This is a genomic window from Bradyrhizobium sp. STM 3562 (genome assembly GCF_045571435.1).
Lineage (GTDB): Bacteria > Pseudomonadota > Alphaproteobacteria > Rhizobiales > Xanthobacteraceae > Bradyrhizobium.
Window position 1 is genome coordinate 5,543,001 of record NZ_CP120694.1, and the last position, 24,778, is coordinate 5,567,778.

Here is a 24,778-nt window from a genome sequence, read left to right on the forward strand (position 1 = left end):
CTATTCGACGAGATCGTCCTCGAGGATGGCCATCTGGAATTGAAAGGAACGGTCGTCATCCTCGTCATCGACGAAAAGAACGCCGATGAACTCCTCGCCGATATAGACCTCGGCCGAATCGTCCTTCTTTGGCCGCGGCACCACGCGTATCTTGGGATTGCCGAACACGCGCTTGAGATAGGCGTCTAGCTTCCTGACTTCTTGAACGTCCACGGCAGTCTCCAATCGGATCTCGCGCGAGATGGCTTTCGACCGAAAGTCATCTCGCTCTTCTTTCGTTATCGGCGCATGATCTCTTCGGAAAACCGATACCCACCTTGCGCTAGCGCGGTCCTCCGGGTCCGGATCATGTCCATGAATTTCCGGGGAGGTTTTAGGACGGGACGACGTGAACCGCCAGTGTTATCCGGCAGAAAAGATATGCCGGATACCACTTGCAAACATCCTCTAGAGACCCAATGCGTTGATCATCTGATCCATGGTGCGCGACGGCTCGGCGCAGCCGGCCTCGCCGATGATCTTGGCCGGAACGCCGGCGACGGTGACGTTGTTCGGCACCGGCTTCACCACCACCGAGCCTGCGGCAATCCGTGCGCAGTGGCCGATCTCGATGTTGCCGAGAATTTTCGCCCCTGCCCCGATCATCACACCGTGACGGATCTTTGGATGGCGGTCCTCATTCTCCTTGCCGGTGCCGCCGAGCGTGACGCCATGCAGGATGGAGACGTCGTCCTCGACGACAGCGGTCTCGCCGCATACGAATCCGGTAGCATGGTCGAGGAAGATACCGCGGCCGATCTTCGCCGCCGGGTTGATGTCGGTCTGGAACACTGCAGAGGAGCGGCTCTGCAGATAATAGGCGAAATCCTTGCGTCCCTTCCGATAGAGCCAATGCGCAAGGCGATGGGTCTGCAGCGCATGAAAGCCCTTGAAGTAGAGCAAGGGATCGATGAAGCGCGAGGTGGCAGGATCGCGGTCATAGACCGCGACGAGATCGGCGCGGAAGGCGTTGCCCAAATCCGGATCATCGCGCAGCGCCTCGTCATAGGTCTGGCGGATCAGGTCGCCTGAAATCGCCGAATGGTCGAGACGGTCGGCGAGACGATGGACGACGGCATCCTCGAGCCGGTCGTGATGCAGCACCGTGGAGAAGATGAAGGTGGCAAGCTCCGGCTCCTGCCGGACGATGTCCTCCGCCTCGCTGCGGACGCGGCCCCAGATCGGGTCCAGCGCCGCCAGTCGCCCGCTCTGCGGATTGGCATGGTGCATTGCCATGGGTGAGCCTCGCAAATTTCGTTTGCCGCGCTTTATAGCACGGCCGCCTAACGGAGTCTCACGGCTCCCGCAAAGGCGAATAGCAGCCTCCCGTTTCCGGTAGCGGCCAGAACCTTGAAACGGCCCTTTTTCTTGGTCGGAAAAGACAGCCTCGGCCAAGCAGGTTGCTACAACTTGGTCAGCCGTTTTGTGAAATCAAGGCGGCGTCGTGCGACTATTGGGGTATTTCGGCTGGCCCGCCATTCCCGGCATGGTGAGGCAAACAGGGGAGACTCACCATCAATACCAAGGTTTTGCGCGCGCGCCTGGCGGATACCGGCGCGATATGGATCGCTGCGGTCGTCATTCCCGCCTTTCTGATCGCGCCGGCGCTGTGGAACGGTTATCCGCTGTTGCAATTCGATACCGGCGGCTATCTCGCGCGCTGGTATGAGGGCTACCTGGTCCCGAGCCGCTCCACCGTATTCGGCCTCTATCTGCACTTTGGCGAAGGCTCGGATTTCTGGATCAACCTCGGCATCCAGGCGCTCGCGACCTTCTGGATCCTGCAGCTCACCTTGCGCGTGCTCGGTCTCGCCCAGCCCTTTCGGCTGCTCTGGATCGGTCTGCTGTTGATCCTGACCACGGCCTTGCCCTGGCTTTCCAGCATGCTCCTGACCGACATTTTTTCCGGGCTTTCGGTGCTGGCGCTGTTCATCCTGGTGCTGCAGGGGGAGAAGATTTCGCCGATCGAGAAGGCGTCGTTGTTCGTCTTCATCGCCTTTTCGGCCGCCACCCACAGCGCGACGCTTGGCGTGCTGCTGGGGCTGTGCCTGCTCGGCTTGATCGCCAAGCCCTTGCTGCGTAGGCGCATCGCGTTATCGGGACTGTTGCAGGGCATGCTTTCAATCGCGAGCGGCGCGATGATGCTGCTTGCCGCCAACCATGCGCTATCGGGACAATGGGCATGGACGCCGGGCGGCTATGGCGTCGCCTTCGGGCGGATGCTGCAGGACGGCATCGTCGCGCGCTACCTGAACGACCACTGCCCGCATCAGAACTTCAAGCTTTGTCCCTATCGCGACGCGCTTCCGGCCACCGGCGATCAGTTTCTCTGGGGCCACAGCATGTTCGACAAGCTCGGCCGTTTTGCAGGGCTCGACGACGAGATGGGCTACATCGTCACCCATTCGCTGGCCGACTATCCGGCCTGGCAGGCGGAGGCTGCGCTGAAAGCGACCGCGCAGCAATTGCTCCATGTCGCCACCGGCGAAGGCTGCACTGAATGGCTCGGCCACACCTACGGCATCATCAAGCGCTACATCCCCTCACAGACCAGGCAAATGGACGCCGCGCGCCAGCAACGCAAGGAAATCAATTTTTCTGCCGTCAATTGGCTGCATGTTCCGGTGGCGCTGGCCTCGATGCTCGTGGTCCTCTCGCTGTTCGGCTACGGCGCGTGGCGGCGCCGGTTCGACGATTCGACCCTGCTTGCGGCGACGGTCACCTTCGCGCTGCTCGGCAACGCCATGATCTGCGGCGTGATATCGGGACCGCACGACCGTTATGGCGCGCGGCTGGTGTGGATCGCGACGTTCACCGCGCTGATCGCGGCATCGCGGTTCTTTACCGATGATGACAGTGAGCTGAGCGACGACTTAGGCGCGCCGTGACAGGAAATCGACCACGCCGGTCTTGTAGACCTTGTCGCCGACCGCGCGCATGTGGTCGCGATTGGGAATGTCGAGCACTTCGGCATCGGGGATGAGCTCTCCGAGCTCTTCCGCCGAGCCCGCGACTTCATCGGCGGTGCCGACCGCGATCAGCACCGGCACGTGGATCGCCGAAACCTGTTCCCGGCTCATCAGGCCACGCGAGCCGCGCAGGCAGGCGGCGAGCGCCCGCCGGTCCGAGCGGGTCTGATCGGCAAAAGCCCGGAAGGTGCGCCCCACGGGATCGCCGACGTCGTCGAGCGAGGGCGCCTCCAGCGCCTGCGCCACATTTTCTCCAGGGCCACCGCCCTCGATCATGGCCATCCCGATGCCGCCCAGGATCGCGGAGCGCAGCCGTTCCGGCTGGTTCAGGCCGAGCCAGGCCGTCATTCGCGCGCCCAGCGAATAGCCCATCACATCGGCGCGCCCGATCTTGAGATGATCCATCAGCGCGACCACGTCGCTCGCCATCATCGGAATGGAATAGTCCGCGGGATCGTAGAGCTTTTCGGATTCGCCATGACCGCGATTGTCCAGCGCAATGACGCGGCGGCCGTTCTTGCGCAATTCCGAGACCCAGGTCGGGTAAACCCAATTGACATTCTTGGTCGACGCAAAGCCGTGCACGAGCAGAATGGGATCGCCCTCGCCTTCATCGAGATAGGCAATTTCGACGGCGCCGTTGTGGAAGCTCGGCATCAATCGTTCCATTTTTTTGCGGGGTGGAAAGTGGAGGCTTGTTGAAGTTAGGCGCGCGCCGTTCCGTTCGCCAGAGCGGCGGCGGCCCTCTGTTTGTGCAGGCGCCGCCTCTTGCCGCGGTCGAGTAAGGCCTGGGTCGCCCGCTCGGTGGTCGCCTTGATCGAGGACAGGAAACCGAACAGCGCCATCAGCGCGCCGAATAGCCACAGGGCGAGATCGAACGCGCCACTTGCGAGCAGCAGTGCGCCGCGGCCGAGGAGTTTCAGGATCGCACGGGTGCGGCCACCCTCCGCTTTCGCCAGACGCGCGGCCCGTGCGACATCCTTTGGATCTTCGGCGATCTTCAGCGTGTCCAGAGCGCCACGCGTGCCGGCTCTCTCGGTGACGCGGCCGACATCCTTGGCAAGCGCTACCAACGCGACAGCCTTTTCCGTGCGGAAGGCCGCGCGGATCGCGCCGGCCGTCTGGCCCGGCCGCAGCATGGAGCCTGAGGCCACCGCCTGCTCGAGCGCCGGCGTATCCACGATCTCGCGGGTGGAACGGCCGGCCCATTCCGCAAGCCCCTCGCCCAGCCGGCCGATCTTGCGCGCGTCCTTCACCAGGGAAAGGCCGGCGCGCACAGGTCCCGTCCCGCCGACCGATACATAGGTCGCTGCGGTCACCGCAAGACCGGCGGCCGCAAGGCCCAGCACCAGGCGGTCGGCATCCTCGCCCATCACCAGATGCTTGCCCTCGCGCAGGATGTCGCGAACGTCGCCGAAGACGAAGAGGTCACCCGTCACCGTGCCCGACAGGCTCGCGACATCGTCGGCCTCACCCGTTACAAGCCCCGTGGCAAAACGCTTGGCGAAATGCGCGCTGGAGTTTTCCTCCGCGACAGCCTCCGCCACCCGGCGCGCCATGTCATCGGAGAGGGAGATGTCTCTCTCTTTCGCCAGCTCGACAAAACTGTTGGCGAGGTCGGCGTCGCCCGCGGCCAGCGCCGCGTCGATATTCTGCGCTATGACCGTCTGGTTGTTCCGCAACACAGAATCGAGCTGAAGATTGGACAGAGTTGACGGATCATCCTGCGCGGCCAAAACGGCCCCCGCTTGGCGCGCATGCGGCCACAGCGCAACGCACAGAACTGCGCTGACCGTGACGCATAGCAATGCCGTACCGAGACGTCCTCGTTTCATCCAAAACCTGGGGTTTTGCCGCCTTTTCGCGAGCTTCTAAATAGTGTGCCGAATTTGCGACACAACGGCCCCGACGAAAGAAGGGCTTCTCTGAGAGGACAAGATTGTGTCGAATTTACATGAACAAATGGGTGGCCACGGGCTAATAAGGAATCAATCCATCCGCAGGTCAGGGGTGCGCGGCGACTTCCGCCATGCGCAGCATTGATTGCGTCCGTTACCATTGCCACTTAAGGTGAATTCGATGTCCGATAATGTCGTCCCGCACTTCCATAACGATGCCGGCGTGCCCGTCATCGAGATCGGGTCGCAGGAGTTCATGTGCGTCGGTGCGAATCCGCCGTTCGATCATCCGCATGTCTTTCTCGATCTCGGGAACGACAACGAGATCATCTGCCCCTACTGTTCGACGCTGTACCGTTTTGCGCCCGATCTCAAGGCCGGCGAAGCCCGCCCGCCGGAGTGCGTCCTGAAGGACGTCGCCTGACCTAACCTCATCCGGTGGCTGCATCCCGCACCATCTTCATCGCCGGTGCCGGTATCGGGGGGCTCACGGCGGCGCTTTCGCTCGCAAACAAGGGATTTCGCGTCGTCGTTCTGGAGAAGGCCGAGCGGCTGGAGGAAGTCGGCGCCGGCCTGCAGCTCTCGCCCAATGCCAGCCGGATCCTGATCGATCTCGGCTTGAAGGACCGGCTCGGCCGCCGCGCGGTGACGCCGGAGGCGATCTCGATCATGAGCGTGCGCGCCGGCGGCGAACTCTTGCGCGTGCCTCTTGGCAAGGCGGCGTGCGAGCGGGCCGGTGCGCCCTATTGGGTGATCCATCGTGCCGACCTGCAGAGTGCGCTGGCGGATGCGGTGACCGACCATCCCGATATCGAGCTCAAGCTCGGCTGCCAGTTCGAGGATCTCGCAGCCCATGCCAAGGGGCTCACGGTCGTTCACCGCACTGGCAACGATCGCCGCCAGGACGTCGGGCTGGCGCTGATCGGTGCCGACGGGGTCTGGTCCGCCGTGCGCAACCACTTGTTCCCCGACGCGCAGCCGCAGTTTTCCGGGCTGATCGCCTGGCGTGGCACGCTCGATGCAAACCAATTGCCCCGCGAGTACACCGCCCCCCGTGTCCAGCTCTGGATGGGACCGAAGGCGCATCTGGTCGCCTACCCGATTTCGGCGGGACGTCAGATCAATCTCGTGGCGGTCTTGCCGGGAAAGTGGAACCGGCCCGGCTGGAGCACCGGGGGTGACGAGCGGGAATTGCGGAGCGCGTTCGAAGCCTCGGGCTGGACGGGTCCCGTGCGCATGTTGATCGCCGCGGTCGACGGTTGGCGCAAATGGGCGCTGTTCACCATGCCGGAAGGCTGCGCCTGGCATCAGGGCGCGGTGGCGCTGCTCGGCGATGCCGTCCATGGCATGCTGCCCTTCGCCGCGCAGGGCGCGGGTATGGCGATCGAGGACGCAGCGGTGCTTGCGAAAACGTTGAGCGAGGGGCCGAGCGAGACCTCAGCCCAGGTCGCGGCGGCATTCAAGCACTACGGACGGCTGCGCCGCGCGCGGGTCGCACGGGTGCAGCGGCTGGCGGCCAAGCAGGGCCGCATCTATCATCTCGCCGGGCCGATCGCGTTGGCGCGCGATCTCACGATCAAGGCGATGGGGCCCGAGCGGATGCTCGCACGGCAAAACTGGATTTATGACTGGCGGCTGACGTGACCGCGCGGGGGCGCGGGCTTTGCCGGGGGCGTTGCCGGCGCGGCCGGGGGCGTTTCATGGCAGTTGTTCTTGCGCCAGGCTTCCTCGGCAAACTTGGCCTGACCGCGCACCGCGATATAGTCGTTGCGATACGCCAGTTCGGCGACCACCGGTCCGGCGGTGCCGGTCTGGGCCTTGGCCATCAGGCCCTCCAGTTCGGCGGCGCGGTTGGCGAGATTCTTGCGCTCCGGCTCCAACTGCTTGCAGTCCCACAATTCGTATTTGGCGGGATCGGCAAAGCCCGTGCTCACACTCTCGCCCACGCTCGCGCAACCCGCCAGCGTGACGGGTAGCATCAGCAGCGCCGCCCCCGCGGCGGGACGAAGCAAACTCAGCAAAGCGGACAAAGAGGATGCGCGTGCGGCCATAACCGGTTCGTAAATCGATAAGATTGACATTCGCTAAAGCAGCCGCTCATGTCCGGATTGAGGCTGGCGGGCGAAGCACCTCAGCGCCCCCGGGCATGCGGCACAGTTGCCGCTCTCAAATCCACTCCGGAAAATGCGCCAACTCTCTGATTTGTCTAGCATGATCTGTTTGGCTAACGGCCGGATCGAACCAAGCGAGCAGCCGACGCGGGAGTCGGAGCGATCAGTCACCCGAAGGAAAAACTATACCTGCGATTAATCCAACACGGATCGCAGTCGAGCAATGTGGGCATGAGGATCGCCCCAAAGAGGCGCCGCCGACGGTCGCCCCGAGTCATCACCGCGCTTGTCGCCGTGCAGCGTATCAGCCATGCCAGAATTTAAGTTTGCGCTTGATGAGACTTGCAGCGCTGCGCTGTGGCGCGTCGCGATAATTCTTGGCAACCTGTTCCGCTAACGTCGCGTGGGTCGTACGCAATTCAAGGCCGATGCGAAACCGCTCGGCCACTGTCTTGCGCAGCACGTAATTGACATTGAAGTTCGGGAGTGTCTGCGGCGCGCCGGCGCTGTGTGCCGTGTTCATGTGGTCGGGATCGCGAACATCGAGACCATCAGAATGGAAGCCCCCACTTCCGGCCGCCGTGTAAAAGCGATCAACGACTTCATAACGATTGATTTGGGCGAGGTCGTTGAGCAATAGCGGATTATAGTTGAAGTATCCGTGATCGACATAACCGACGCTCGGAAGCTGATGCATCACGACCCCGCCCAGACGCAGTGCATCGTGGATCACTTCGAACGCATTCAACTGGTTGACAACGTGCTCCGTGGTCCCGAAATTAAGCACGAGATCAAACTTCCCGCGCCGATCACGTGGAATGTGGTCGTTGTTTAGATCAAAGATGTCGGTGCGTGGCGCCGGGCACACGTCATAGCCAACATAGTCGATTTCGGTGAGATCAAGCAGATCGGCAAGAAAGGCAGTTCGCTCGCCTGGGCGCACGATTGAGGCGCGCGATATGCGTCCCGCCGCCTCCTCGATCTGCAGCGGTTCGAGCGAGCGGCCGAATTTCCGAAGGAATGCGGTGATGCGCTCCGGAGCCGCATTGTAGAGATTTTGCGTGCCAACATCGAGCATGCGCGTCGACGGCGTGAGCAAGCCCATTTCGGCCAGATATTCCAGTGCGCCGAGCCCGATCGCCATCGTTGGCCCCTCTTTTCAGCAGCCTGATTTCAGCACTGATGCGAACCTTGCCGGCTATCGGTTGGGTCCCCTGGAATGTCCGATCATTACGATGTTTCGGGGCTGCAAAATGGCCGTCAGCCACTTCGTTTAGGTGAATCGAGTCTCGATCTCGGACGGCCTAGGACGTTGGCCACAGCAGCAGCCTCTCCAACATCCCAAGGCGTTTTTAGCCCACAACCTGATCGCGAGCAAATCAATGCGGCTCGCCATGCCCGCCTGCGCGGGCAGGTCGTCGGGATCAACCAGATCCATCTTCAGCCAAGGCCGACGGACCCAGGCCGTTCAGGTGCCGCCACGGTGTTGCAAAACACGGGGGATTTTCTGCAAAACAATTGCGGCGAAAAGGCAAAAAAGCTATGCAAATCAACATCGCGGACGTGGCGGAATTGGTAGACGCAAGGGACTTAAAATGCCTTGCGACTCTTGAAAGCTCTGGCTTTTTTTGGAAAACACGATCGCGCTTTCGGCCTCAACGTGCCGGAACGAAGGGAGAATTGGAAAACCTTTCGGCGCCGTCATGGCCGTCGCGATGGCATACACGCTGGAATGCTGAGACGGCAATAAAGCATTAACAGTTTGACCGATGGCCGTGGCCTCGACCATTCAGCAAGGGTTTGCGTTAAGAACCCGATTTGATCGCGGCTGGAGCGGCGAGGAGGTACGACAGGACGTTCGGGATTAGGCGCGACAGAAGCCTCAGCCAAGGGAGGACGAGCCGGTGGTTGTGGCCGGCTCTAAGAAGGTTGGCCGCATCGCCGTGACGACGCTTGACACCGCAACGACTGAAGTGCCGTCGGTCTTCATGTGACCGGTTGCGGGTTCGATAGCCGAGCGGCGGCGGAGCTCGCTTTGATCACTCCCAAGACGCCGCGCTCCTGGCCGGAGATGAAGACAGGACGCGGGTTTTCGGTTTTGTGACGTTCCATAGCCCTTGTCATGGGCGCGCTCGACCGGACAGCCGGTGAGCGTCTCGGCGCTGACGATAACGTCGCCGAGCGTATGTTTATCACGGGGATTGTCAGGCAGCGCCTTCCATGAGTCGACTTGCTGCCGCGAAACCGACCGCTCTGAACGAGGGACCTCGCCGGTCACGCACGCCAAGCTGCTCCATCTCGCACCACTTTGCCTCCTCACCGGTGCATCCTCTTAGACGAGTGGCCGCTTGAGCTGCTGGTGCGCCCCACGGCTGTTCCCTGCCCCGCAACTTCGCGAGGCGAGTTGCTGGCCGGCGGCATCTGTCCAATCGGATTGCCGAGTGCTGCCTTGGCTGCGGAGACGTGAGCGGAGGGCAAGCTCTTTTTGCCGGCCGCAATTCCGCGCCAATCGGCCGGCGGCACGTCCGAGCGGACAGCTGCAACAATGCCTCCCAGGGCGCCAGCGCCTCGTTTCTCGTCAATCGCGATTTGACTTATCGGAGAGGCTCCAGGCACTGGCCGCACGCGAGCAGGCGACGTCGTTCATGCTGTTGTTCGTGCCCTTCAAATCCCGCAAGTCTTGCGGGCCGCCGACTCTTCAATCCTCGAACACTTCCTCGAGTCCCGCGATGTACTCTTCGATTTTGTTCTCATGCTTTTCAAAGGCGGCTTTCGATGCTTCAAGAATGATCTTGCTCTTTGCTTCAAAGGTGCTGACATTGAGCAAATCCTTAGACTGCCCCAAATGCGCCTGCATGTCTTTCATAGTCGCCCCATTTACGCGCTCTGGGGCCGCCCATGATGAGCGATCCCCGGCCGCCATTGGCTCCGAGCGTCACTTCAGTTTTGCCGCACCAAGTGCCCCAGAACCTCGTTGCAACCCTGCACAGCCTCAGCGAACGTTCTGAAGGGCGAACCGCCGATCTTGATAGCGCCGCGCCTCGGGTCAAGTTGGCGCCATGACGCCACGTAGCCGGCACGTCCATGAAAACCGGGGCCGGTCGGGCTCTCATAGGTAATGACGAACGAAAAGCCGGCGTCAGTTGCGCTCCACACTTTCAAGTGCTGGACGGCGGGGCGAAATTGGAGACTCATCGCCAGTGGTTTAGACTGCTGCTCACAGCAGGGATTAAGGCCGGCGCAGATGTCAGTGGACGCAAATGCAGTTTGACGAACACGCGTTGGCTCTCTCGAGTCAGCTTGACCAATTACAATTCTTCCCTGAGCCATCTTTGGATGACCGATTTCGTTGTCTCAGCTTCTAACAGTGAATTAGCGACCGGCGCTCGGGACATCCGAACCGATACGAGCCCATCCTCGTTGCCCGGCCACTCCCTTCCGAGAATCCTGCAGGAATTAGGCCATTGCTCCTGCCCCGCAGCTTTAACGGCTTTTCCGGCGCAACGAGTCTCTCGAAACTCCGCGCCTCGAACCGCACTCACGTCGGATCTACAATGACCATCCGAGCCGAAAGCGTCACCATGCACATCAAGCCGCCTAGCAGGGCGAACGCCAAAGGCAAGCCGGCTATATTGGCGATAAAGCCGACGGCAGCGGGACCAAAGAGCATACCCGCGTAACCAGCTGTCGTGATTACAGTGATTGCAAGCCCAGCCGGCATCGATTTCTGTTTGCCGGCGCGGCGGCAAAGCACCGGCACAACGTTCGATGCACCCAGTCCGATAAGCAGAAATCCGCTCGCGGCAATCACCGCAACGGGCGCGACAAGTAGAGCCGCGAACCCTGTCATGATCGGCAGAGTTCCGAACATGATTGTGGCGCGGTCACCCACTCGCGTCACGACGGCGTCTCCACTGAGTCGCCCTGCGGTCATCGCAACCGAAAACAGCAGATAACCAACGCCCCCATCGGCAACCGCGACAAGGCCCCGGTCAACGAGAAGCAACCCGCTCCAGTCGAGCATCGCGCCTTCGACAAGAAAAGTAACCGCGGCAAACGCCGCTAAGAGCAAAAGGTTGCGATGTGGAAACACGAACGATGGTCCCTGGTGCATCCGAGATGTTGCATGCAACCGCGGCCAAGCCACCATCATTGCAGTTGCGATCAGCCCAGAACAAACAAAGGTTGCAACGAGTGAGCCAATCCGCAGCGAGAGGCAGGCGGTCATACCCGCAGACCCAGTGACTTCGCCGATGCTGTACAGGGCGTGAAAGCCGGACATCAACGGACGATGTGCGACACGCTCCAAGTCCATCGCACAAACGTTCATGCTTACATCGATTGCCCCAAGCGAGGCTCCGAAAGCAAGCAGCACCATGCTAAGTTCCAGGGGGGTACTGGCGACAGAAAGCCAGGGTAGCGCGAGCGCAATACCGACCCCACCCGCGAGGATAATGGACTTGCAGCCGTAACGCGTGGTCATCATGCCGGCCAAAAGCATGGCGGTAACCGATCCAACGCCGAGGCAGAGTAGCAGTTCACCAAGCACGCGATCATCGACCGCGAGCCGGGCCTTCGCAAGCGGAACCAAAGGCGCCCACGTCGACAGGCCAAATCCAGCAACAAAAAATGCTAGTCGCGTCGCGAGCAAGCCGTCTGGCCGATTGGCGGATAATATCAAAGGGCACTCCGGACAGAACGGCATCGCGCGCGGCGTCGGGCGCTTCTTGCGCGCCGCGGAAATTGAGGTTGATTTCGTCAAGTAGACGCGTTGCTGGTTGCAAGTACGATGCCGCTACCAGGTGTTCCCCGTTGGTTTGCCTCAGAGCGCGGACAGGAGACGCGCCGAACCCTTCTTGAAAGCCGGTCACGGCGGAGCAAGCGCCCCCACAACCGGGCGGGTTTCGAGATCTTCCATTGTTGTCGGACGCACAACAAATCCGGACAGGCTTGTCGCAAACCGCACATATTCCAAACCGCACATCAGCGCGAGAATGGCCTCGGCATTGTGAATGAGAGAATAGACCGGGTGAATAGGACCAGTGAACTTCCAGAGCGAGAGCTGCTGAGGATATAGGGTAAGTTGCTTAACTCGCTGGGATCGAGCGTCGGCTAGGCCGAGCTCTGTTCGAGAGTCGCTTGATTGCGCCCGTGCAGAGGGTACCCGGGTCTCATGAAGTGCCCACAGCAATCGGTCTGGCCGCGTTCATGGCCGATAAGAAAGCCACTGCTTGATCCGACTTGTGACCTCTGCGGTTGAAATCCCGTAGCGGTCGTGCAGCGTCGGAAGTGCACCGGCATCAAGAAATTCGTCGGGCAACGCGATCTGGCGGAAAAGTGGATGAACGCCTGAGCGCATCAGAACTGCGGCAACTGCCTCGCCAAGGCCGCCAATCACTGTGTGGTTTTCGGCAACAACGACAAGGCGGCCCGGTTTTCTCGCTTCACGCAAGATCGTTTCGGCGTCGAGCGGCTTGATGGTTGGAACATGCAGCACGGCGGTGTCGACACGGTCCTCCTTCAACGTTTGCGCGGCCTCGACCGCACGCATGGTCATGATGCCGGATGAGATGATCAGGGCGTCCTTCCCGTCGCGGATCAGCTTGGCCTTGCCGAGCTCGAACTTGTAATCATATTCGTCCAGCACGACCGGCACCTGGCCGCGCAGCAGGCGGGTGTAGACCGGCCCGCGATAGGCCGCGATAGCGGGCACCAGCTGCTCGATTTCATGGGCATCGCAGGGATCGATCACCATCATGTTTGGCATGGCGCGAAAAAGCGCGAGATCTTCGGTGGCCTGATGGCTCGGCCCGTACCCCGAGGTCAGGCCCGGCAAGGCGCAGACGATCTTCACGTTGCGGTCTTCCTCCGCGATGGTCTGGTGAATGAAATCGTAAGCCCGCCGCGAGGCGAACACGGCGTAAGTGGTCGCGAACGGCATGAACCCTTCGGCGGCTAGGCCTGAGGCGGCACCGAACAACAGCTGCTCGGCCATGCCCATCTGGTAGTAGCGGTCTGGAAACTCGTTCGCGAAGATGTGCAGGTCGGTGTACTTGCCGAGATCGGCCGTCATGCCGATCACATCAGGGCTGCTGCGTGCGAGCTCGACGAGGGCGTGTCCGAACGGCGCCGTCTTCGTCTTCTGTCCCTCCGCGGCAATCGAGGCGATCATGGCTGAGGTGGTCAGGCGCGGCTTCCCCTGCTGCGGGGCTGTTCTGACGGTCTTCATGCCTGCTTCCCGGCTTCCAGCGCGGCAAGCGCGAGCTGCCATTCATGCTGCTCGACGCGAATGAAATGGTTCTTCTCGCGCCGCTCTAGGAACGGAACACCCTTGCCCATCAACGTGTCAGCGAGGATCATCCGCGGCTTTGGCTCGGGATGAGACTTGGCGACGTCGAACGCAGCAAGCACAGCATCGAGATCGTTACCATCGACGCGCTGCACGAACCAGCCGAAGGCCTGAAGCTTGTCGACCAGCGGCTCGAACGCCATGATCTCCGTGGAAGGACCGTCCGCCTGCTGGTTGTTGACGTCGGCGATGCCGATCAAATTGTCGAGCTTGTAATGGCCCGCCGACTGGATGGCCTCCCAGACCGAGCCCTCGTCGAGCTCACCATCCGAGAATAACGTGTACACCCGCGCCTCGGATGTTTTGCGCTTGAGCCCCAGGCCCATGCCAACGGCGATGCTCAGCCCAAGGCCGAGCGATCCGCCCGACATTTCCATTCCGGGCGTGTAGGAGGCCATACCTGACATCGGAAGGCGGCTCTCGTCGCTGCCATAGGTTTCGAGTTCTTCCTCAGGAACGATCCCCGCCTCGATCAAAGCCGCGTAGAGCGCGATGGCGTAGTGCCCGTTGGAGAGAAGGAAGCGGTCGCGTCCTTCCCAGGACGGATCTTCCGGCCGGTAGCGCATTGCGTGAAAGTACGCCACGGCGAGAACGTCGGAGATGCCCAGCGCCTGCGCGATATAGCCCTGCCCCTGGACTTCGCCCATCCGCAGCGCATTGCGCCGAATGTTGTAGGCGCGGTGCGCCAACGTGGGGGTGTTGGTAAGCGTATTGGTCGGCGTTTCCATCGATCTAGACCTTGTCGCGCTCGCTCAGTGGATGAGCATGCCGCCGTTGACGTCGATCACGGCGCCGGTGACGTAGGCGGAGAGATCCGACGCCAGGAAGGTATAGATGCCGGCGACGTCTTCTGCCGTACCGAGACGATTGAGCGGAATGCCTTCCAGGATCTTCGCCCTCATCTCATCGCTCAGCTTGCCCGCCGTGATATCGGTGCCGATCAGGCCGGGCGTGACGCAATTGACGCGGATGCCGTCTGGGCCGAACTCGCGGGCCATCGCCTTGCCGAGACCAAGCACGCCGGCCTTCGCGGCCGAATAGTGCGGACCGCCAAAAATTCCGCCGCCGCGCTGGGCGGAGACCGACGACATGCATGCGATCGATCCCGACTTCCGTGCGCGCATATGAGGGATCACGGCCTGGGAGAGGAACAGAACCCCCTTCAGATTGACGTCCTGAATGCGATCCCAATCGGCCGCCGAGATCTCCAGGAGCTTCACCGGCTGGCTGATGCCGGCATTGTTGATCAAAACATCGATGCCGCCGAAGGATTCGATCACGCGGGCAACCGTCTGCTCGCAAGACGATTTGTCAGCGACGTCGCACCGAAGTCCGATGTGGGGCTTTCCCAGCGATGCCGCAGCATCCGCCGCAGCGCCGGCGTCGAGATCCACAATGGCGACCCGAGCGCCCTCCGCCGCAAACCGCCGGGCGGTGGCAAGTCCGATGCCCCGCGGGGAGGCCGCGCCCGAAATGATTGCCGTCTTACCGCTGAGCAGCATCAATTCCTCCCGCAGATTGTTCTGCCTTGGCAACGTCAGGAATGACCCGCTAAGGGCCGAGGGACAAGCGCACAGTTGTCACGTATCGATGAATCTGGTTCACTTATCCGATGCTCTCGAATGTCCCCATCTCAGCAATTCGCGCCTTTGAAGCCGCCGCCCGCACCGGCTCGTTTCGCGATGCGGCGAATGAGCTTCACCTGACGCCAAGTGCTGTCAGTCATGCGATACGCAAGCTGGAGGGTACACTCCGGACCGTTCTGTTCGAGCGCAGCGCGCGATCCGTACGGCTTACGGCGGCCCGCGAGAACCTGATACGTCACACGGGAGCGGCGTTAGACCAACTCCGCCGTGGCCTCGAGGAGGTCGCCGCGCGCGGACCACAATTGGTGCGCGTCCATTCTGCCCCGAGCTTTGCCGCGCAATGGCTGGCACCCCGGCTTGCACAGTTTCTCGCCGCTTACCCGAAGCTCGAAGTTAGGCTCGCCGCAAGCACGGACTACGCCCGCTTCAGCAACGATGATTTCGATATCGATATCGTCTACGGTCCGCCGCGCGCGGAGGGTCTCGAGCTTCTTCCTCTCCCGGAGGAGACGGTCACCCCGCTCTGCTCCCCCGCTCTCGCAAAATCGATAAGAAAACCTGCCGATCTCCTCGATCAGAGGCTCATCCGCTCCGATGTGAAGCAGGTTCAGTGGCACCAATGGTTCACCGCGAATGGATTGGAAGCACCTGCGCTGCACGGCATGAGGTTCGATCGTAGCTTCCTGGCGATAGCGACAGCCGCGGAGGGACTGGGCGTAGCGCTAGAATCAACTCTCCTGGCGAAACGGGAACTGGCCAGCGGTCGACTGGTCGCCCCGATGGCGGGACGAGCCAACGACATTCGTTACGTCGGCCACCGCCTGATCTATCGCCGCGCCAGCCGTCAGAGACCGGCAGTACGAGCCTTTGCAGATTGGCTCGTGGCGCAACTCGACCGGGAAAACGCCGGCTCCGCTGGACGAGGTGCGGAGCTGGTGTAGCTTGGCTTCGCAAACGCCCGCTTGCGCCCAACGGCAACCCTCAGGACCCAGGCCGCGCAGATCCTCAGACCACGCATTGTTCGTTGGTGTGGCAGGGAGCCATTGCTGATGCTCCGCGATCTGTCCTGCCGAAGCGATCATCGATGTACGGCCTGAGCGCCGCGCCAGGGTTCAACATGCGCCCACGCATTCTACGACCTGGCCTGCGCAGACCGCTCGGAACGATCGAGGCGCAAAGGATTCGCCATCGGTGAAAGACCGAATTCGATGCTGATGTTCAGGGGCAGCCCGTGATTTGCACGTTGGGCGGCTAGGCCATCTCAGTAGTCAACGACACAGGAGCCTTTAGGGAATGCGAGGAGCACGATGTCAAGCGCTAACAGCCGCTGTCTACGCCAGCGCGGTTCGCAAAGCCGTGAGAGCGAGCGCATCTTCGGTCGAGCTATGGCGGTGTCTTTACAGGCGCTGCTCGATTAAGGCGCAGGTCATACCAACGCGTAAGAGCGCGTTCGTCATCGGCGATCCGATCCTGCGATTTGCGCCGCGACGTGGGTAACAGCCGAGCGAACTGGGCGTTCTGCAGCGACACTCGTCAGCTCATCGACAGGTAGGCCTGCTAAGGGCAGAACGCTGCCACGTTCGACGGTCCTCCGGACCTATCTGAACGAAATGGCAGAAACCTCGCAGCAGTATCGATTCATTTGCCGCGGTTGCGCTCGTGTGAACCTGTATCGCCTCGAGACGGGCGGGAGCCGCAGCGCACGTGCACCGGCTGTCGATAATCATTGCGCTGCGCAAGCACCTGCTTCGCCACCTTGAGAAGCGGGGGTATTCTTGTTCTGACGATGGACAAATTGATGAACACAGGACAGGCACAGCGGAGTGCAGGTTCTTCCCCGGACACTTTTGAAGAGGGGGAGCAGGAAAGTTACCTAAGCGGCTTCAGCCGAGCCATGGCGGATTGGGTCGAAGCCTTGACAGGGTATCGGACCCCAGCCTCCGCGCGCGCGCAGATCCTGGACAACTGGGTTGCCGAAGAGGGGCAGGGCGAAGCCGAGAATCGGCGGCAGGGGCGCACACGAATCAGGGATTCGGACAACACAGGCTCGCACTCGCTGGATTTGTCCTCGCTTTCGCTGACCGCTTTGCCCGCCGCCCTGCCGCCAAGATTGCTGGAACTGCGCGCCAGGCACAACGAGCTAAGCAGCCTGCCCGCTATGTCCCCACCCGGTCTCCAGCATCTTCTCATTAGCCATAATCGCTTGACCAGTTTGCCGGACGATCTTCCGGCGACCCTCTCTGAGCTGGAGGTCGCTGACAACAGCTTGACCAGTCTGCCGGCAAACCTTCCGGCCGGGCTCGAGATCCTGAACGCAAACGACAACCGGCTAACCAGCCTGCCGGACGCTCTCCCGAGCAGGCTCACCTCGCTTGCGGTCAGTGGCAATCAGCTGACCGACCTCCCCGAGTCCCTCCCCTCGTGGCTCATTGAACTCAATGTCAGCAGCAATCAATTGGCCAACCTCCCCGACCTTCTTCCGAGCACGCTCCAATCGCTCAATGTCAGCGGTAACGGGCTGACCAGCCTGCCTGAAGGTCTTCTAGAGGCTCTTGTACCGAATAATAGCCTCTACTACCCGCATCTGGAGAGCCTCGAGCTCGGGGATAACCCGCTGCCGGACGACGTCCTCGCTCATCTGGCGGCGGCTGAAGCGCCACCGCAGCTTGCGCAGCAATCCGTGCATCAGGCTGCGGCACACTGGCTCGCAGACGACCCGGCCGCGCTGGCCGAATGGCAGCACTTTGCGGATGAGCCCGGCGCCCAGGACTACGCACAGTTCCTGGAGAGGCTACGAGGGACGGTGAACTACGGCAATGACGAGTTTCGGCAGGCAGTGGCTGATGATCTGCGGCAGGCGGCGGCCAATCCGAGATTGCGAGAGCAGTTTTTCGCACAAGCTTCCGAGGCCAACGCGAGCTGCGAGGATCGTGTTACTCTGCACTGGAACGGTATGCAGACCGCGCGCCTTAACGCTGACGCCGAGGACGGGGTATATGACGGTCGGCTTGCCGAACTGATCCAGCGCTGCCGTGTTGCGTTCCGCTTGGAGGCGCTGGACGAGATCGCGCGCGACAGGTTCAACTCGCTCTTCAGCGTCGACCCGAGCGTAGACGACGTCGAAGTCTACCTGGCTTATCAACAGCGGCTGCGCGCGCCGCTGGAGCTCAGCCACCTCGCCCCTGACATGCGCTTCCTGGCGGTCTCTCACGTAAGCGAGGATGATGCGATGGAGGCGCTGGACCTGGTCCGGGAGCGGGAAGCAAGCCAGTTCACCGACTACATGGCAAGCCGCTGGCAACCCTGGGAGACGGTGCTGAGGCGCATCGCTCCGGACGAACATGCCGCGATGCAAGACCGGCTAGTCGAAGCCATGGGCGAGGAGTTTCAAACCCGCTTGAATCAGCGACTGGCCGAGCATGGTCTAGTAGGCGACCTGGATGCCGAGCGGGTGCTCGGAGCCCAAGTCCGAAACCAAATCGCGGGCGAGATCAAACGCGAGGTCATGCACCGGGTTCTCGCAGAACGTGGCCTCGAACAATGAGACTTCCCAAGACTCCCCAGTGATATTTTTCATTGCTCTGTGGCGCTAACTAAAGATCGATGGCGCAATTGACATCATCTTCGACCTGCCGCTGACGATTGACGCTTGGCGCTCGACTTTCGTCAGCGGATCAAATAACGCGGGCCGGCCATACAGAGGCTTCGGCTCGCTCAAGATCGATGGGCAGGAGTCGAGTGGCGGAAATGGTGGTCGAAGCGCACGCGGTTGGAGCAATAAACGCGGCCCAACAGACTCGCAGCACTACCAAATATCCGCAGTGGAAGGGCAAGACGCTGGTCAATGCGATCAATCCGCATTCACCCGGGTATGAGGCATCGATCCCAAGGACCCCAGCAACTAGGCTCGCAGGGTTGGGAGGGTCCAGTTGTGGACTGGCGAGTTTTGCTCGTGACGCTGTGTAGCTAGGCCTGAGCGAGGGAGTTGCTGTTCGACATGGGCTCGGAAGCATACGCAGCAACCGAGCCCGCTTCCCGCCGAACGACCCGCTAGTCGCGCCTACTCGAGGCCCACGGCTCGATCAGCATGCCATCGACCGAGAAGTGATTACGATGACACTTACATCCAACTTGTGAGTCCAAGACTATTTGGCAGTGCAAGAGGCAAAGCGGGTCACCATCCCCGTAAGCAGGCCCCTCAAGACCTACATCGACGATGCCGAAGCGCAGCATCTTGATATTGATGAACACGCGCGATCAGTCATGAATTGAGGACAGCTTTCGATCATCGGCTGGCGAGGGCTTTCAACCGCGCGAAGATCAACGAGGATCTGACCTTCCACGATCTTCGTGGCCGCGCGGTCATCCGCCTAGCAGCGGCTGGCTCTACTGTTCCGGAGATCGCGACCTTCACTAGCCATAGCCTCAAGGACATTGAAGCCGAGCTCGACAAGCACTGCTTGGGCCGCGACCTATGATTGGCCGAGAGCGCGGCGCATAAGCTGGACGCTATGCTCGGAATCGACGTCAAGCAGAGGAGAACGAACAGCGCTCGGAAGCTTCAAAATGACTTCAAAACGAGTCAAGACGTTCTCGTTCTGATCAGCCTCGATAACCGCTAAATGCTTGATCTTGCTTGGTGGGCGCACCAGGGCTCAAATCTGAGAGCCGCTGATTAAGATTCAGCGGCTCCGCCAGCACGCCGTCGTCGACGACGAAACAGCTCCTCGGGGTCGACATCCAAAGCCTTGGCTAGCCGTTCAAGTACCAAAAGAGAGGGATTTCTCTTCCCAGTCTCCACACCACTTAAGTAGGTCTGATGGATCTTGGACCTATGAGCCAGCTCTTCTTGGCTGAGTTTTTTTGCTCGGCGCAATCCTTGGATATTTAGGCCGACTCGGTCCCGCAAACGCATGCAGGGAAACCAAAGGAAACTGCGCGGTCAGCCCATAGACTATGAGTCATAAAACGCGTAGCTTTCGCGGTCGCTAGAACGAGGTTCTGATGCCACCAGATCCAATAGAGCTGCGCCTAGGTCCGTTCGTCGAAAGCGGCCGATCGATCACGAATGTAGGTTATCGAGACCTACTGACGGGCCAGATTGTGTCGTCGGTTGAGATTCCGTCAGAACTAATCGAACGCGCCGTTCTCGATGGCGTTTCGGTGGAAATCGGTTTTTCAGCAGACGGACAGATTGCATCCGCTGCAAATGGCGGCGCGTCATCTTCTTCGACGAAGATGATCCACATCGATGAGCTGGTCCAAACGTTCCTGGCCAGCGATAATCTTCACATGGAAGAGGTGACCGTATTGGATTTGAAACGACTACTCGAGAAACTCGAGAAAGCAGCTCAGGCAGTGAAGCAGTCGATCACATTGCTCGAGCAGGTCTCGAATTGAGCGATCGAGCGCAGGTCAGGACGAAGAGGTCTTTGGCTCGTCACGCCTGACTTTCCTGCTTTTCCTGAAATCCGGATCGCCATCAAGAAACGCTTCCAGCATGAACGGTATGAGATCGGCCACCTCTTCCCGGCTGCCATAGGTCTCCGCGTAAAAATCAGCGTAGTCGCGCAGTCGTGCCGCGAGGTGCGGCATCAGGGTAGTCGTCAGCTTGACGGGCGTACGATCGGGGAGTTTCGCAAGCTTCATTGCGTCATCTCGTAGTTATCCCCCTCTGAATATCCTGGTACGGCTTCAGCACCAGGTCCTTTGAAACAATCACCCGTAGCGGCCAACCTGGCCGCACCGTAACCGTCGGCTGCACGTCGAGCTCGCGCTCGACCAAGCGCTGCCCCGCTTGATTAGTCGTCTGCTGAGCACTTTCTCGCAGAGCTTTCACGAGATCGCTCTCATCATTGACGATCGACAGCTGGGTTCCTACCCCAATTAAGGTAGCCAGAGCCACGCCCTTGAGCAGCTGCCAAGTGTGGAAGTCTACCTCATCCTCGAGCCCGGCATAGCCGGCGACGTCGGTAGCAGGAAGATTCTCGATCACAACCGAATTGCCGTTCGGCAAAATGAGCCGGGACCAGACCACCAGCGCCCGCTTCTGGCCGAAAGCGACGACGCTGTCGTATTTTCCCACGATCCGCGTCCCCTGCGGGACCAACAGATGCTCGCCCGTCACCGTGTCGTACACGTTCTCGGTGACCTGAGCGATCGTCGCGCCTGGCAAGTCCGAATTCAAACCGGTGATAAGGCTTGCTGGAATAATGGATCCCGCCATCACGGCATAGGTGGCGGGCGGCGGCGCAAGGGCGTGAGGGTTGGTCGTCTCGGTGTCGGCTTTCGCGTTCACAAAGGCAAGCTTGCGCGCCTGGGACGAGGGAATGATTTCGCTGGAGCGGTCGATCAACCCTTGTGCAGCCTTTGCCAGCTCGGCAGCGGATGGCGTCGGCTCGATAGCGGGTGGACGGAAGGCAGACGGAGCACTCGCCGGCAGATCCGTTGCGCTTGCCTGCTTACTCTTCTCCTGTTTCTCCGACCGCCGGATGAACAACGCCGACTCCTTGGCTTGTTGGGCGATACGCATTTGGCGGATGCGCTCGGCTCTTTCAGCATCCTCTTCCGGATTGGCGCCAAAGCCGGCCGAAGACACACCGGACCTCTTTTCATTTTCGGCAAAGGCTCGGCCGATATCGCCAGGTGATGGTGGTCCAAGCTTCGGAACGGCCGTCATATCTGCGTAGGACTTTGGCAGTTTGTCCAGGCCATCGGCGGTCTGCTTCCGGTCAGTGTTGTAGAGGTCGGCATGCTCCGCTCCTTTGAATACTCGCTGGGGGCGGAGCGCAATCATCGTCGCGCCGGCGATTAACAGCGCGGCGACCGCGCAGCCAATCATGAGTGCGCGCCTGTTAAGCCGCCGAATCGGCCTCGGCCGCGCCCGCAATTCCAACGGCTCCGGAGGGTCCTGATCCAGCCGGCTCGTCATGAGGCGTTCCCCGTGCCGAAGGTTTGCGACACCGGTCGGGCGTCAATGCGGATGATCCGCACGACGCGCTGCGGATTTTCGCCAAGGCGGAGTTCGGCGGCGCCGAACATCCGATCCACGATGTAGTAGGATCCCCGTACCCGGTAATTCACCAGGTTCGGACGGCCATCTGCGCCTGCGACAAACAAGGGTGGTGCCTCGCCCTGCGACAGCCCGGACGGCATCTGAATATAGACCTTGTGGCCGTCGTCGAAGGCACGCAACGGCCGCCATGGCGGGTCATCGCCCTCGATGCGATAGCGGAAGTTCAAGTTGTCGAGCCGAACCCCACGATCGGCGACGCGCTGCTCATTTTCCTCCGCCGCAGCATTCTGCTTGTGAAGCGCAACGAGCGTGTCGGTCGGATAGGTCCACGAAATCGAGGCCATGTAGGTCTGCTTGGTAGAGACGAGCTCGAGGTGATAGGTGCGCCGGTCGGTCAAAATGACGAGGTTTGTCTGGATATCCGGCAGCGTCGGCTTGATCAGGATATGAACGCGCCGGCTGCTTCCCTCTCCGCTCGCGCTGTCGCCTACGACCCAGCGGACGGTATCACCCGTGGAGATGTCGATCAGCTCCTCCCCCGCTTGAAGCGCGATGGTCGAGACCCTCTCGGGGCTGGCATAAAGCCGATAGAGCGCTCCTTGCGTCCAGGGATACACCTGGATAGCGTTGATGTATCCGGCACGGGTCGGCTCCATCCGCGCGGCTTTGTTGGCCTTCGCGATCGCCTGCTCGGGCGGCATCTTCCCTTCCTTCCCGGCCTTTGCGGGATAAGGTTTCAACTGACCGGGCAGCGGCAGGATTTTTGGCGTTTCGACGATCTCCACCGGTTTTGGCGGGTCCGTCTCGGGGATCGCCTGCTCGAACGTCATGTCGTCATAAGGCGCCTCCAGGTTCAGCTTGGTGGCGCAGCCACAGAGCAGAAGGGAAAGAGCAAGGATGCTGGTCGACGCGAGTCTGGTGTGGGCAGCAGAGTTCATTTGGGATCTCCGATAAGGTCGCGTGACCAGTTGATGGAATGGACATAGAGGCCGAGGGGATTCTTGCGCAGCGTCCCGGCATCCGTGGGCGGCTTGAGGACCGTCGTGACGAGGCCGGTGTAGCTCTCCGTCTTCGCCATCGAACCGTTCTCGTAGGTGTTTTCCTTCCAGCGGATCTCAAAGCTGTCGCCCGATGCACGCACCACGGACGTGACTTCCACCGTCACCGTCCTCGAGCCGATCTTCGTGAATGGATCCGCTTCGCGCGCGTAATCGTTTAAGGCCTGCGCGCCCCGGTCGGTTACGAAATCGTAGGCACGCAGCCAATTCGTCCGCACGATGACGGGATCAATCGACAGCGACCGGACGTCCTCGATAAAGCGGGCCAGGAAATGCGCAATCTGCGCATCTGAAGGCTGGTAGGCTTCGAAGGCTGGCCCGACTGCACGGACCTCGCCGAGCCGGTCGACCTCGACCACATATGGCACGACCCCGGAGCGGGCGATCTGGGTGAGAATCGTCATTCCAAGCACGCCGGAAAGCCCGATAGCTGCCAGAGCCGCCAACCGCCAATTGCCCGCTTGAACCCGCGCCGAGCCGAGGCGCTCGTCCCAGACTTGCGCTGCCTTCTGATAGGGTGTGACCGGCTCGGGCGTCTCGCCGTAGCGAACGGAAACGCGCTGAAAGGGATAGGCTGCCATCTGTCAGTCCTCCTCCAATTTCGGACCAGACGAATGTCCGCCCTTGTCGCCTTGTTTCAGGGTGTGGACGGCAACCTTCGCTGCTTCTCCCGCGTGTCTTCGGCCCGACGACGAGGGTGCGGGAGCCGTATTTGAGGCAGCCGCGCGGCTGGCCGTGTTGCCGCCTCCCGGATTCGAGAGTTGCTCAGCAGCCATCGCTGGGGCCGAGGCGCCACCAGCCGAAGATGCGCCAGTAAGCGATGCCGCAGAACGAACTGCTGCCATCGAGCCGCCTGCCGCAACGCGCAAGCCACCGAGGGCCGCCGCTCCACCCCCGATCGCGACGGCCGCTGCGCCTGCCACCGTTCCGGCGGCCGCCCCCGCACCAAGCTGAGGTGCACCCGACACCAACCCTGCCGCGATCCCGGGCCCGAAGATGCCGACCCCAAACAGGGACAGCGCCGCAAGCAACAGGCTCATGGCGGACGCGATGTCGATCGGGTGAGTTAGCGCGCCGGCGAGCTGACCAAAGATGGTCGAACCGATACCTACGATGATCGCGAGCACCATCACCTTTACGCCGGACGCGACCACGTTACCGAGCGTCTTTTCTGCCAGGAACGCCGTCTTGCCCCAGAGCGCGAACGGCACCAGGATGAAGCTCGCAAGTGTCGTGAGCTTGAACTCGATCAGCGTGACAAAGAGCTGCACTGACAAGACAAAGAACGCGAGCACGATCAAAATCCAGCAGAACAGCAGGATAAGGATCGTCGGCAGGTTGGTCAGGACGTCAAAGCCTGAGAATTGGCTGGTCTCCTCCAGTAAAGGGTGAGCCGCCGTGAAACCGGCCGATGCGACGAATCCCGGCCGCGCCAAATCGGCGGCGGTCAGCGCACCGCCGGATGCTTTCAGGCCGATGCTGGAAAAGGAAGCAAAGACAATATCGGCAAGGCTCTTGAAGTTGCCGATAATGAACGCGAAGGCACCCACATAGAGCACTTTCTTGGCCAGCGTGACCAGGATGTGATCATCAGCCCGTACGCTCCAGGCAAGTCCGGCGAGCGTCAGGTCGATGCCGACTAACGTTGAACTCAGGAATGAGACGTCCCCCGACAGAAGGCCAAAGCCCGAGTCGATGTAATGCGAGAATGTCTCGGTAAAGCGGTCAATGACGGAGAGATCGGCCATGGCGC

At 61.2% G+C, this 24,778-nt stretch carries 24 protein-coding genes and 2 pseudogenes; 8 read left to right on the forward strand and 18 right to left on the reverse strand.

Features of this window, described 5'->3' with window-relative positions; all coding sequences use genetic code 11:
- Entirely contained in the window at positions 1–213 is a 213-nt protein-coding gene (locus tag P6U23_RS25885) for a DUF3126 family protein (protein WP_024510665.1), read from the reverse strand.
- Positions 214–447: 234 nt separating this feature from the next.
- Positions 448–1,275, reverse strand: a complete 828-nt coding sequence (gene cysE / locus P6U23_RS25890) for a serine O-acetyltransferase (RefSeq protein WP_407175342.1) — start codon at positions 1,273–1,275, stop codon at positions 448–450.
- A gap of 293 nt (positions 1,276–1,568) precedes the next feature.
- Between cysE and P6U23_RS25895 the strand changes: the two genes are divergently transcribed.
- Positions 1,569–2,927, forward strand: coding sequence for a hypothetical protein (locus P6U23_RS25895; RefSeq protein ID WP_407175343.1), 1,359 nt, complete (start codon positions 1,569–1,571; stop codon positions 2,925–2,927).
- On the opposite strand, the gene P6U23_RS25900 is transcribed toward P6U23_RS25895, so the two are convergent.
- Both P6U23_RS25900 and P6U23_RS25905 read right to left on the reverse strand, forming a co-directional pair.
- Entirely contained in the window at positions 2,913–3,665 is a 753-nt protein-coding gene (locus P6U23_RS25900; RefSeq protein WP_407175344.1) for an alpha/beta fold hydrolase, read from the reverse strand. The two genes, P6U23_RS25895 and P6U23_RS25900, sit on opposite strands and share 15 nt — an antisense overlap.
- 47 nt (positions 3,666–3,712) lie before the next feature.
- The gene (locus P6U23_RS25905; RefSeq protein WP_407175345.1) at positions 3,713–4,843 is read right to left on the reverse strand and encodes a hypothetical protein; all 1,131 of its coding nucleotides are present in this window, start codon (positions 4,841–4,843) and stop codon (positions 3,713–3,715) included.
- 244 nt (positions 4,844–5,087) lie between these two features.
- Here P6U23_RS25905 and P6U23_RS25910 point away from each other — a divergent pair, with 244 nt between their 5' ends.
- Together P6U23_RS25910 and P6U23_RS25915 are read left to right on the forward strand one after the other, a co-directional pair.
- A complete protein-coding gene (locus tag P6U23_RS25910) occupies positions 5,088–5,330 on the forward strand; it encodes a zinc-finger domain-containing protein (RefSeq protein ID WP_024510670.1) in 243 nt (80 codons plus the stop codon).
- Positions 5,331–5,344: 14 nt separating this feature from the next.
- Positions 5,345–6,550, forward strand: coding sequence for an FAD-dependent monooxygenase (locus P6U23_RS25915; protein ID WP_407175346.1), 1,206 nt, complete (start codon positions 5,345–5,347; stop codon positions 6,548–6,550).
- Here the strand turns inward: P6U23_RS25915 and P6U23_RS25920 are convergent.
- Together P6U23_RS25920 and P6U23_RS25925 are read right to left on the reverse strand one after the other, a co-directional pair.
- Complete coding sequence (locus tag P6U23_RS25920; RefSeq protein WP_407175347.1) at positions 6,529–6,957, reverse strand: twin-arginine translocation pathway signal; 429 nt, start codon at positions 6,955–6,957, stop codon at positions 6,529–6,531. The two genes, P6U23_RS25915 and P6U23_RS25920, sit on opposite strands and share 22 nt — an antisense overlap.
- A gap of 364 nt (positions 6,958–7,321) precedes the next feature.
- Entirely contained in the window at positions 7,322–8,161 is an 840-nt protein-coding gene (locus P6U23_RS25925; RefSeq protein WP_407175348.1) for a methyltransferase domain-containing protein, read from the reverse strand.
- Between the two features lie 75 nt (positions 8,162–8,236).
- On the opposite strand from P6U23_RS25925, the gene P6U23_RS25930 reads away from it, so the two are divergent.
- The gene (locus P6U23_RS25930; RefSeq protein WP_407175349.1) at positions 8,237–8,596 is read left to right on the forward strand and encodes a hypothetical protein; all 360 of its coding nucleotides are present in this window, start codon (positions 8,237–8,239) and stop codon (positions 8,594–8,596) included.
- Between the two features lie 226 nt (positions 8,597–8,822).
- Here the strand turns inward: P6U23_RS25930 and P6U23_RS25935 are convergent.
- The 6 genes and pseudogenes from P6U23_RS25935 to P6U23_RS25960 all read right to left on the reverse strand — a co-directional run.
- Positions 8,823–9,232 (reverse strand): annotated as a pseudogene (locus P6U23_RS25935) (IS5/IS1182 family transposase); the annotation flags it as partial.
- 483 nt (positions 9,233–9,715) lie between these two features.
- Positions 9,716–9,940 carry a hypothetical protein gene (locus P6U23_RS25940; RefSeq protein ID WP_407175350.1) on the reverse strand — a complete coding sequence of 75 codons (225 nt, stop codon included), beginning with the start codon at positions 9,938–9,940 and terminating at the stop codon, positions 9,716–9,718.
- 615 nt (positions 9,941–10,555) lie between these two features.
- On the reverse strand, positions 10,556–11,779 hold the full coding sequence (locus P6U23_RS25945) for an MFS transporter (RefSeq protein WP_407175351.1): 1,224 nt from the start codon (positions 11,777–11,779) through the stop codon (positions 10,556–10,558).
- Positions 11,780–12,223: 444 nt separating this feature from the next.
- Positions 12,224–13,246, reverse strand: a complete 1,023-nt coding sequence (locus tag P6U23_RS25950) for a transketolase family protein (RefSeq protein ID WP_407175352.1) — start codon at positions 13,244–13,246, stop codon at positions 12,224–12,226.
- Positions 13,243–14,094 (reverse strand): transketolase, encoded by an 852-nt coding sequence (locus P6U23_RS25955; protein ID WP_407175353.1) that lies wholly within the window; start codon positions 14,092–14,094, stop codon positions 13,243–13,245. The genes P6U23_RS25950 and P6U23_RS25955 overlap by 4 nt, the downstream gene beginning before the upstream one ends.
- Positions 14,095–14,118: 24 nt before the next feature.
- Positions 14,119–14,868 (reverse strand): SDR family NAD(P)-dependent oxidoreductase, encoded by a 750-nt coding sequence (locus tag P6U23_RS25960; protein ID WP_407175354.1) that lies wholly within the window; start codon positions 14,866–14,868, stop codon positions 14,119–14,121.
- Between the two features lie 110 nt (positions 14,869–14,978).
- Between P6U23_RS25960 and P6U23_RS25965 the strand changes: the two genes are divergently transcribed.
- The 3 genes and pseudogenes from P6U23_RS25965 to P6U23_RS25975 all read left to right on the forward strand — a co-directional run.
- Positions 14,979–15,893: a LysR substrate-binding domain-containing protein gene (locus P6U23_RS25965; protein WP_407175355.1), complete on the forward strand. Its 915-nt coding sequence runs from the start codon at positions 14,979–14,981 to the stop codon at positions 15,891–15,893.
- Positions 15,894–16,750: 857 nt separating this feature from the next.
- Positions 16,751–18,496, forward strand: coding sequence for a T3SS effector NEL-type E3 ubiquitin ligase NopM (gene nopM / locus P6U23_RS25970; RefSeq protein WP_407175356.1), 1,746 nt, complete (start codon positions 16,751–16,753; stop codon positions 18,494–18,496).
- Between the two features lie 266 nt (positions 18,497–18,762).
- Positions 18,763–18,851, forward strand: a pseudogene (locus P6U23_RS25975) (ABC transporter substrate-binding protein); the annotation flags it as partial.
- A 776-nt stretch (positions 18,852–19,627) separates the two neighbouring features.
- Here the strand turns inward: P6U23_RS25975 and P6U23_RS25980 are convergent.
- Positions 19,628–19,867, reverse strand: a complete 240-nt coding sequence (locus P6U23_RS25980) for a helix-turn-helix domain-containing protein (protein ID WP_407175357.1) — start codon at positions 19,865–19,867, stop codon at positions 19,628–19,630.
- Between the two features lie 89 nt (positions 19,868–19,956).
- Here P6U23_RS25980 and P6U23_RS25985 point away from each other — a divergent pair, with 89 nt between their 5' ends.
- Positions 19,957–20,352: a hypothetical protein gene (locus P6U23_RS25985; RefSeq protein ID WP_407175358.1), complete on the forward strand. Its 396-nt coding sequence runs from the start codon at positions 19,957–19,959 to the stop codon at positions 20,350–20,352.
- 15 nt (positions 20,353–20,367) lie between these two features.
- Here the strand turns inward: P6U23_RS25985 and P6U23_RS25990 are convergent, their stop codons facing one another.
- From P6U23_RS25990 to trbL, 5 genes are read right to left on the reverse strand one after another with little or no spacing between them, the layout of a single operon-like run.
- Entirely contained in the window at positions 20,368–20,601 is a 234-nt protein-coding gene (locus tag P6U23_RS25990) for a DUF2274 domain-containing protein (RefSeq protein WP_407175359.1), read from the reverse strand.
- Positions 20,602–20,605: 4 nt separating this feature from the next.
- Positions 20,606–21,883: a TrbI/VirB10 family protein gene (locus tag P6U23_RS25995; protein ID WP_407175360.1), complete on the reverse strand. Its 1,278-nt coding sequence runs from the start codon at positions 21,881–21,883 to the stop codon at positions 20,606–20,608.
- A complete protein-coding gene (gene trbG / locus P6U23_RS26000; RefSeq protein WP_407175361.1) occupies positions 21,880–22,905 on the reverse strand; it encodes a P-type conjugative transfer protein TrbG in 1,026 nt (341 codons plus the stop codon). Before trbG ends, P6U23_RS25995 begins: the two co-directional genes overlap by 4 nt.
- Positions 22,902–23,606 (reverse strand): conjugal transfer protein TrbF, encoded by a 705-nt coding sequence (trbF, locus tag P6U23_RS26005; RefSeq protein ID WP_407175362.1) that lies wholly within the window; start codon positions 23,604–23,606, stop codon positions 22,902–22,904. Before trbF ends, trbG begins: the two co-directional genes overlap by 4 nt.
- A gap of 3 nt (positions 23,607–23,609) precedes the next feature.
- Positions 23,610–24,773: a P-type conjugative transfer protein TrbL gene (gene trbL / locus P6U23_RS26010; protein WP_407175363.1), complete on the reverse strand. Its 1,164-nt coding sequence runs from the start codon at positions 24,771–24,773 to the stop codon at positions 23,610–23,612.
- Between the last annotated feature and the right edge of the window lie 5 nt (positions 24,774–24,778).